Origin of the sequence: Lentzea sp. NPDC060358, from assembly GCF_042725365.1 — a bacterium.
GTDB lineage: Bacteria > Actinomycetota > Actinomycetes > Mycobacteriales > Pseudonocardiaceae > Lentzea.
This window is the reverse complement of the sequence record NZ_JBHXCW010000275.1, coordinates 1-9438: the sequence shown is the minus strand read 5'-3', so window position 1 is coordinate 9438 and position 9438 is coordinate 1. Positions and strand designations below refer to the sequence as shown.

General features: G+C 70.4%; 6 protein-coding genes. All 6 read left to right on the top strand.

Annotated elements, in window-relative coordinates:
• Positions 1-476 precede the first annotated feature (476 nt).
• Complete coding sequence (gene gltB, locus ACFWGZ_RS35880; protein WP_382456038.1) at positions 477-5000, top strand: glutamate synthase large subunit; 4524 nt, start codon at positions 477-479, stop codon at positions 4998-5000.
• Complete coding sequence (locus ACFWGZ_RS35875) at positions 4993-6498, top strand: glutamate synthase subunit beta (RefSeq protein WP_382456037.1); 1506 nt, start codon at positions 4993-4995, stop codon at positions 6496-6498. Before gltB ends, ACFWGZ_RS35875 begins: the two co-directional genes overlap by 8 nt.
• 91 nt (positions 6499-6589) lie before the next feature.
• The gene (locus tag ACFWGZ_RS35870; RefSeq protein WP_382456036.1) at positions 6590-7018 is read left to right on the top strand and encodes a hypothetical protein; all 429 of its coding nucleotides are present in this window, start codon (positions 6590-6592) and stop codon (positions 7016-7018) included.
• 139 nt (positions 7019-7157) lie between these two features.
• Positions 7158-7469: a hypothetical protein gene (locus tag ACFWGZ_RS35865; protein WP_382456035.1), complete on the top strand. Its 312-nt coding sequence runs from the start codon at positions 7158-7160 to the stop codon at positions 7467-7469.
• A 60-nt stretch (positions 7470-7529) separates the two neighbouring features.
• The gene (locus tag ACFWGZ_RS35860) at positions 7530-8102 is read left to right on the top strand and encodes a carbonic anhydrase (protein ID WP_382456034.1); all 573 of its coding nucleotides are present in this window, start codon (positions 7530-7532) and stop codon (positions 8100-8102) included.
• 11 nt (positions 8103-8113) lie between these two features.
• Positions 8114-9438: SulP family inorganic anion transporter (locus ACFWGZ_RS35855; RefSeq protein ID WP_382456033.1), on the top strand; the 1325-nt coding region annotated here is incomplete at its 3' end.

Below are 9438 nucleotides of genomic sequence, written 5' to 3'. Positions count from 1 at the left end.
GTCCCGCTCTCCCCGCCGGTGACGCGGGGGAGCGGGGCCTCGGTTTTCGTTTGGCGGGGAACAATCCGGCGGGACTCGAGTGGACGGTGCTACGGTGCCGGGAGGCAGACGGGCGTGAGCGTCCGCTAACTGAGACGATTTGTCCTTGACCAGCGACGATGCCGGAGCGCCCGTCGCATCCAGTGGTAGACCGGGAATGTCGCGCAGCTCTCATCCGAGTGGCCGGAGTTGAACGTTCGGTTACGCTAACCCGGCCGTAACGAACGCCGACGGTGGACGCAATGTCGTTCAGCAGCGGGCAATCGTTACACATCCATGACCTAGATCACCCATTGGCGGGTGTCCCTGGGTTTCGCGGCTGTTAAAGTCGCGTCAACACGCGGGCCATCGTCGTCCCGTGCTCCCACCTGTTGGTTCGAGGTCTGAGCACGAGGACATCAGTTCTTTACGCGAGGACGACGAAGGAGGTCTGCGCAGTGATCTTCTCCGCCATCCCCGGCCCCCAGGGTCTGTACGACCCCGCTGACGAGCGCGACGCCTGCGGTGTCGCCATGGTGGCCGACATCCAGGGCAGGCGTTCCCACGGCATCGTGAGCGATGCGTTGACGGCACTGGCGAACCTGGAGCACCGCGGTGCCGCCGGCGCCGAGCCCACGTCCGGTGACGGCGCGGGCATCCTCCTGCAGCTGCCGGACGAGTTCCTGCGCGCCGTCGTGGAGTTCGACCTCCCCGAGCGCGGGCAGTACGCGGCGGGCATCGCGTTCCTGCCGTTCGAGCCCGAAGAACGCGCCGACGCGATGGCGCAGATCGAGCGCATCGCCGACGAGGAAAGCCTTGTCGTGCTGGGCTGGCGCGACGTCCCGACCGATCCGGAGAAGGCCGACGTCGGCCCGACCGCGATGTCGGTCGCGCCCCACTTCGCCCAGCTGTTCGTCAAGGGCACCCGCGACGAGGCGGGGATCGCCCTGGACCGCCTGTCCTTCTGCCTGCGCAAGCGGGTCGAGCACGAGGGCAGCGTCTACTTCCCGTCGCTGTCGGCGCGCACGATCGTCTACAAGGGAATGCTGACGACCGAGCAGCTGCCGGCGTTCTTCCCCGACCTGCACGACGAGCGCCTGCACTCGGCGATCGCGTTGGTGCACAGCCGTTTCTCCACGAACACCTTCCCGTCGTGGCCGCTCGCACACCCGTTCCGGTTCGTCGCCCACAACGGTGAGATCAACACCGTCCGCGGCAACCGCAACCGCATGCGCGCCCGCGAGGCGTTGCTGGACAGCGAGCTCGTCCCCGGCGACCTCGCGCGGCTGTTCCCGATCTGCAACCCGGACGGCTCCGACAGCGCGAGCTTCGACGAGGTGCTGGAGCTGCTGCACCTCGGCGGCCGCAGCCTGCCGCACGCGGTGCTGATGATGATCCCGGAGGCGTGGGAGAACCACGCCACGATGGACCCGAAGCGCCGCGCGTTCTACCAGTTCCACGCCTCCCTGATGGAGCCGTGGGACGGCCCGGCCTGCGTCACGTTCACCGACGGCGAGATCGTCGGCGCGGTGCTCGACCGCAACGGCCTGCGTCCCGCCCGCTGGTGGCAGACCGCCGACGGCCGGGTCGTGCTGGCATCCGAGACGGGTGTGCTCGACGTGCCGTCGGACCAGGTGGTCGCGAAGGGCCGCCTGCAGCCCGGCCGCATGTTCCTGGTGGACACCACCGAGGGCCGGATCATCGACGACGAGGAGTTCAAGTCGAACCTCGCGTCGGAGCACCCCTACGACGAGTGGCTGCACGCCGGCCTGCTCGACCTCGCCGACCTGTCCGACCGCGAGCACGTCGTGCAGAGCCACGAGTCCGTCGTGCGCCGCCAGCTCACCTTCGGCTACACCGAGGAGGAGCTGCGGATCCTGCTCACGCCCATGTCCGTCTCGGGCATGGAGCCGCTCGCGTCCATGGGCACGGACACGCCCGTCGCGGCGCTCAGCCAGCGCTCGCGGCTGCTCTACGACTACTTCGTGCAGAACTTCGCCCAGGTCACCAACCCGCCGCTGGACGCGATCCGCGAGGAGATCGTCACGTCCGTCAAGCGCGTGATGGGACCCGAGCAGAACCTGCTCGAGCCGGGCCCGGTCTCGTGCCGCCACGTGACGCTCGACTACCCGGTGATCGACAACGACGAGCTCGCGAAGCTCATCCACATCAACGACGACGGCGACCTGCCGGGCTTCGCCTGCACCGTCCTGTCCGGACTGTACGAGGTGGACGGTGGCGGCGAGGCGCTGACGGCCGCGATCGAGCGCGTGCGCCGCGAGGCGTCCGAGGCCATCGCGAACGGTGCCCGCACGCTGGTGCTGAGCGACCGCGACTCGGACCACCGGATGGCGCCGATCCCGTCGCTGCTGCTCGTCTCCGCGGTGCACCACCACCTGGTGCGCACCAAGGAACGCCTGCGGGTCGCGCTCGTCGTCGAGTCCGGCGACTGCCGCGAGGTCCACCACGTCGCCGCCCTGCTGAGCTACGGCGCCGCCGCGGTCAACCCGTACCTCGCGTTCGAGACGATCGAGGACCTGATCAGCCAGGGCGCCATCACCGGCGTCCCGGCGCACAAGGCGATCCGCAACTACGTCAAGGCGCTCGTCAAGGGCGTCCTGAAGATCATGTCGAAGATGGGCATCTCGACGGTCGGCGCCTACACCGCGGCGCAGATCTTCGAGGCCGTCGGCCTGTCGAACGACCTGCTGGACGAGTACTTCACCGGCACGCAGTCGAAGCTCGGAGGCGCCGGCCTCGACGTGCTCGCCGAGGAGGTCGCGGTGCGCCACCGCCGCGCACACCCGGACAACCCGACGGCGCGCGAGCACCGCCGCCTCGAGGTGGGTGGCGAGTACTCCTACCGCCGCGAGGGCGAGCTGCACCTGTTCACGCCGGAGACGGTGTTCCTGCTGCAGCACGCCACGAAGACGCGCAAGGAGGACGTCTTCCGCCAGTACACGGCGGAGGTCGAGCGCATCTCCCGGCAGGGCGGCACGCTGCGCGGCCTGTTCAAGTTCCGCACCGAGGGCCGCACGCCGATCCCGATCGACGAGGTCGAGCCGGTCAGCTCGATCGTCAAGCGCTTCAACACCGGCGCCATGTCCTACGGCTCGATCTCGGCCGAGGCGCACGAGACCCTCGCCATCGCGATGAACCGCCTCGGCGGCCGGTCGAACAGCGGTGAGGGTGGCGAGGACCGCGAGCGCCTCTACGACCCGGAACGGCGTTCCGCGGTCAAGCAGGTCGCGAGTGGCCGGTTCGGCGTCACGAGCGAGTACCTCGTGAACTCCACGGACATCCAGATCAAGATGGCGCAGGGCGCGAAGCCCGGCGAGGGCGGCCAGCTGCCCGGCTTCAAGGTCTACCCGTGGGTCGCGCGCACCCGGCACTCCACGCCGGGCGTCGGTCTCATCTCGCCGCCGCCGCACCACGACATCTACTCGATCGAGGACCTGGCGCAACTCATCCACGACCTGAAGAACGCGAACGAGCAGGCGCGGGTTCACGTGAAGCTCGTCTCGTCCATCGGCGTCGGCACCGTCGCCGCCGGTGTGGCGAAGGCGCACGCGGACGTCGTGCTGATCTCCGGCTACGACGGCGGCACCGGCGCCTCGCCGATGAACTCGCTCAAGCACGCGGGGACGCCGTGGGAGATCGGCCTGGCCGAGACCCAGCAGACGTTGCTGCTCAACGGGTTGCGCGACCGCATCACGGTCCAGGTCGACGGCGCGATGCGCACGGGCCGCGACGTCGTGGTCGCCGCGCTGCTCGGTGCGGAGGAGTTCGGCTTCGCCACGGCGCCGCTGATCGTCGCGGGCTGCGTGATGATGCGCGTCTGCCACCTGGACACGTGCCCGGTCGGCGTCGCCACCCAGAACCCGGACCTGCGCGCCCGCTACACCGGGCAGGCCGACCACGTCGTGAACTTCTTCGAGTTCATCGCGCAGGAGGCCCGCGAACTGCTGGCGGAGCTCGGTTTCCGCACGATCGACGAGGCCGTCGGGCACGCGGAGCTGCTCGACAAGGACGACGCGATCGACCACTGGAAGACCGCGGGCCTGAACCTGGACCCGGTCTTCGAGGTGCCGGAGACCCCGTACCCGACGGCGAAGCGCCGGATCCGCGACCAGGACCACGGCCTCGACAAGGCCCTGGACCGCACGCTGATCCAGCTCGCGGAGGCGGCGCTCGAGGACGCGCACAAGGTCACCCTCGAACTGCCGGTCCGCAACGTCAACCGCACGGTCGGCACGCTGCTCGGCGCCGAGGTCACCCGCCGTTTCGGCGGCGAGGGCCTGGAGGACGACACGATCCGCGTGAAGCTCACGGGGTCGGCCGGCCAGTCGCTCGGCGCGTTCCTGCCGCGCGGCATCACGCTCGAGATGGTCGGCGACGCGAACGACTACGTCGGCAAGGGCCTCTCGGGCGGGCGGATCATCGTCCGGCCGCACGACGACGCGCCGTTCCGCGCCGAGCAGCAGGTGATCGCGGGCAACGTGATCGGCTACGGCGCGACCTCCGGCGAGATCTTCCTGCGCGGCCGGGTCGGCGAACGCTTCTGCGTCCGCAACTCCGGCGCGCTGCTCGTCGCCGAGGGCGTGGGCGACCACGCCTTCGAGTACATGACCGGAGGCCGGGCCGTGGTGCTCGGGCCGACCGGGCGCAACGTCGCGGCCGGCATGTCCGGCGGCATCGCGTACGTGCTCGACCTGGACCCGTTGTCGGTGAACCAGGAGATGGTGCAACTGCAGCGCCTCAACGCCGAGGACCTGCGTTGGCTCAAGGACGCCATCACCAAGCACCACAGGGCGACCGGTTCCGCCGTCGCCGCGTCGCTGCTCGGTGACTGGACCCGCAGGGCCGGTGCGTTCACGAAGGTCATGCCCGGTGACTTCCAGCGCGTGATGGACGCCATGCGTCTCGCCCGCGCCGAGGGCCGGGACGTTGACGCGGCTGTCATGGAGGCGTCTCGTGGCTGATCCACAGGGTTTTCTCAAGCACTCCCGCTCCGACGCGCCGAAGCGTCCGAAGCCGGAACGGGTGCAGGACTGGAACGAGGTCTACCTCCAGGAGTCCCCGGAGGAGCGCAACGCCGCCGTGCGCACGCAGGCGACGCGGTGCATGGACTGCGGCATCCCGTTCTGCCACAGCGGAACCGCGGGCTGCCCGCTCGGGAACCTGATCCCCGAGTGGAACGACCTGGTCCGCCGCGGCGACTGGGAGCTCGCCTCGGACCGCCTGCACGCCACCAACAACTTCCCGGAGTTCACGGGCAGGCTGTGCCCGGCACCGTGCGAGGCCGCCTGCGTGCTGGCGATCTCGCACGACGCCGGCGGTGCCGTCGCGATCAAGCGGGTCGAGGAGACGATCGCGGACGTGTCGTGGGAGAACGGCTACGTCCAGCCGTCCCAGGCCGCGGTGTCGTCCGGCAAGCGCGTCGCCGTCGTCGGGTCCGGTCCCGCCGGGCTGGCCGCGGCGCAGCAGCTGACCCGTGCCGGCCACGAGGTCACGGTGTTCGAGCGCGACGACCGGCTCGGCGGCCTGCTGCGCTACGGCATCCCCGAGTTCAAGATGGAGAAGAAGGTCCTCGACCGGCGGCTCGCGCAGCTGCGCCGCGAGGGCACCAAGTTCGTGACCGGCTGCGAGGTCGGCGTCGACGTCACGGTCGAGCAGCTGCGCGCCGAGTTCGACGCGGTCGTGCTGGCCGTGGGCGCGCTGCGCGGCCGTGACGACAAGTCGACTCCCGGCCGTGAGCTCGACGGCGTGCACCTCGCGATGGACCACCTCGTGCCCGCGAACCGCGCGGTCGAGGGCGACGGCCCGTCGTCGATCTCCGCCGAGGGCAAGCACGTCATCGTCATCGGCGGTGGCGACACGGGCGCCGACTGCTACGGCACCGCGACCCGCCAGGGCGCGCTGTCGGTGACGCAGCTCGACCAGTACCCGATGCCGCCCTCGGTCCGCGACGACGACCGTTCGCCGTGGCCCGTGTGGCCGCACATCCTGCGCACCTACCCCGCGCACGAAGAGGCCGGCGAACGCCGCTTCACCGTGGCGGTCAAGCGCTTCGTGGGCGACGACGAGGGGCACGTGCGGTTCATCGAGCTGCAGCAGGTGCGCGTCGAGAAGGACTCGTCCGGCCGCCGCTCGGTCGTGCCGCTGTCCGACGAGGTCGAGGTGCTGCCCGCGGACCTGGTGCTGCTGGCGATCGGCTTCGAGGGCGTCGAGCACATGACGCTGCTGGACGAGCTCGGGATCTCGCTCTCGGCGCGCGGCACGATCTCGTGCGGCTCCGACTGGCAGACGACCGCGCCCGGCGTGTTCGTCTGCGGCGACGCGCACCGCGGGGCTTCCCTGGTGGTGTGGGCGATCGCGGAGGGGCGGTCGGTGGCGAACGCCGTCGACAAGTTCCTCACCGGGGCGTCGAACCTGCCGTCGCCCGTCATCCCGAACCAGCTTCCGCTCGCTGTGGTCTGACAACGGGGTCAGTCAGCGGAGAGCAGCATGAACGCCCCGGTCCGACAACGACGTCGGCCGGGGCGTTCTCCTTTTGCCTAGTCTTGGCCCGGTGGAGGACTTCCCGTTCGCGTTCGCGTCGATCGAGGGCCGGTTCCGGGGCACGAGCTGGGCCGCGGTGGCCGAGTGGTTCGACGAGCTGAACCGGGAGCACGAGGGGTTCGCCGCGCACCGGTACCTGCGGGACATCGTCGCGAGCGTCCTGGACAGCGGCGTGGCGGACCGGCTCGGCGTGGTCACGTCGATGCACGACCTCGTGGTGGTGTCGCTGGACCCGGCCGGCGGTCGCCACGAGACGATCAAGGTGATCTCGCCGTCGACGGGGGCTCCGGTCGGCGAGGGCTGCTTCGCGATCACGTTCTCCGGCCGCAAGAAGCGCCGCGAGGGCCGCCGCGAGATCCGGCAGCACCCGGTCGCGGACGCCGTTCCCGCGTTCTGGCGGATGGTCGAGGACAAATTCGGTATTCGCCCCGAGCGGTAACCGTTCCAGCCAGTGAAACGCGTAAATTCTTTCGGGTGAATTTCGCGTCTGAAACGGTGGTACATGTCATGTGTTAACCACTGTGTCATCTTCTCCGGTAAAACTGGGTGAGAAAAATCAGCTCGGTCGGGGGTGAGTCATGCGCAGCGTTCTGCTCGCGATCGTCGTCGCCCTGTGCGCCGTGCTCACCCCGGCCGTCTCGACCGCGTCGGTCAGTGCGCCGCCGCCGAAGTCGAAGACCTCCGTTCCCAAGGAGGAAGCGCCCCGCGAGGAGCGCGAGACGAACCGGTTGAGGGTGCTGGTCGCGCCCGACCGGGCGTCCGGCCTGGTCAGGCCCTCGTCGGTGGCCGCGCTCGCGCCGCAGGACGAGCCCGCTCTCGTGCCCGTGTCCTCGGCCGAACCGATAACCGTCTGGCGCACACCTCCCGCATTGCAGGTGTTCCGGCACTGATCGGTCCTCGTCACCCGATCAAACCGAACACGTTTTCTCCATGTGCAGTGAGGGATTCCCATGGACTTCCATCGCTTTGTTCAGCATGCCCGCGCACACGCCGCTTCCCGGTCGCGCGCGCTCGGCCGTGAGCTGGCCGCCGGGCAGCGACCCAGCACGATGTTCATCACCTGCGCCGATTCGCGCATCGTCACGGCGGCCATCACGGGCGCGCAACCCGGATCGCTCTTCGAGCTGCGGACCGCGGGCAACGTCATCCCGCCGTTCTCGCTGCACGCCCCGAGCAGCGAGATGGCCACCATCGAGTTCGCCGTGCTGCAGCTCGGCGTCAGCGAGATCGTCGTGTGCGGCCACTCCCACTGCGGTGCGGTGGGCGCGCTGACCGGCGGCGGCATCGACCACCTGCCCGCGATGCGCGGCTGGCTGCGGCCGAAGGAACCGCGGCCGGCGAGCGAACCGGCCATGCGCGCGGAGGGCCAAGAGCACGTGCGGGCGCAGCTCGACGTGCTGCTGGCCTACCCGTTCGTCGCCGAGAAGGTGGCGGAGGGACGGCTGCGCGTCCACGGCTGGTTCTACGACATCGAGACCGGCGAGGTCTCCGCGTGCGCCGAGCACGCCTTCCTTCCGCTGTAGGGGGTCCGGTGATGAAGAGGCATTGGGCCGACCTCGGCGCATCCGTTGTCGTGTTCCTCGTGGCGTTGCCGCTGTGCGTCGGTGTGGCGGTGGCGTCCGGGGTGCCGGCCGAGCTGGGCATCGTGACCGGGGTGGTCGGCGGCATCGTCGTCGGCCTGCTGCCGGGCAGCACGATGCAGGTGAGCGGACCGGCCGCCGGGCTGACGGTGCTGGTGGCGGACGCCGTCGGCCGGCACGGGATCGGGGCGCTGGGCGTGATCGTCCTGGGTGCCGGGCTGCTGCAGGTCGTGCTGGGCCTGGCCCGGTGCGGGAGGTGGTTCCGCGCGATCTCGCCTGCCGTGGTGCAGGGCATGCTCGCCGGCATCGGGCTGGTGCTGATCTTCGGGCAGCTCAAACCGATCCTGGTGTCGCCGGTCGCGATGGCGCTGGGCCTGCTCACCGTCGTGATCGTGCTGGTGTGGCAGCGGACGCCGTTGCGGGTCGTGCCGGGCGTGCTGGTGGGCGTGGTCGTGTGCACCGCGGTGGCGGCGGTGTTCGCGGCGGGCGTCGACCGGATCTCGGTCGGCACGCTGTCGGCGGACGTGCACCTGGCGGACCTCTCGCTGCCCGACACCGGGGTGATCGGCACCGCGGTGGTGTTCGCGCTGGTCGCGTCGGCGGAGAGCATGTTCAGCGCCGCCGCCGTCGACCGCATGCACGACGGCCCGCGCACGCGGTACGACAAGGAGCTCGTCGCGCAGGGCGTTGGCAACACGATCTGCGGCCTGCTGGGCGCGTTGCCCATGACGGCGGTCATCGTGCGCAGCTCGGCGAACGTGGCGGCGGGGGCGCGCACCAAGGCGGCCAGGGTGCTGCACGGCGTGTGGCTGCTGGTGTTCGTGGTGGCGGCGCCGGGCCTGCTGACGCTGATCCCGGTGGCCGTGCTGGCGGCGGTGCTGGTGCACGCCGGCTGGAAGCTGCTCGGGCTCGGCCAGCTGCTCCCGTTGTGGCGCAAGGACCGCACGGAGGTCGTGGTGCTCGTGCTGACCGCGGGCCTCATCGTGGCCACGGACCTGCTGACCGGCACGGTCGTCGGCCTGCTGGCGGCGGTCGTGAAGACCGCCTGGGACGTGTCCCGGTTGTCGGTGGTCGTCACGGCCGACGGGGTGGCGTTGCGCGGCAACGCGACCTTCCTGCGGCTGCCGAGGCTGCTGGAAGAGCTGGAACGGGTCGACCGCGAGCACGTCCGGATGGACCTGAGCGAGGTCCGGCACCTCGACCAGGCCTGCGGGCAGGCGATCGACCAGTGGGTCGACGAGTCCCGCCGGGCCGGCCGGACGGTCGAGCTCGTCGGGAG

Excerpts from the sequence above, each read along its gene's own strand:
- ACFWGZ_RS35865 (WP_382456035.1), top strand. The coding sequence starts at position 7,158 with ATGCGCAGCGTTCTGCTCGCGATCGTCGTCGCCCTGTGCGCCGTGCTC.
- ACFWGZ_RS35860 (WP_382456034.1), top strand. The coding sequence starts at position 7,530 with ATGGACTTCCATCGCTTTGTTCAGCATGCCCGCGCACACGCCGCTTCC.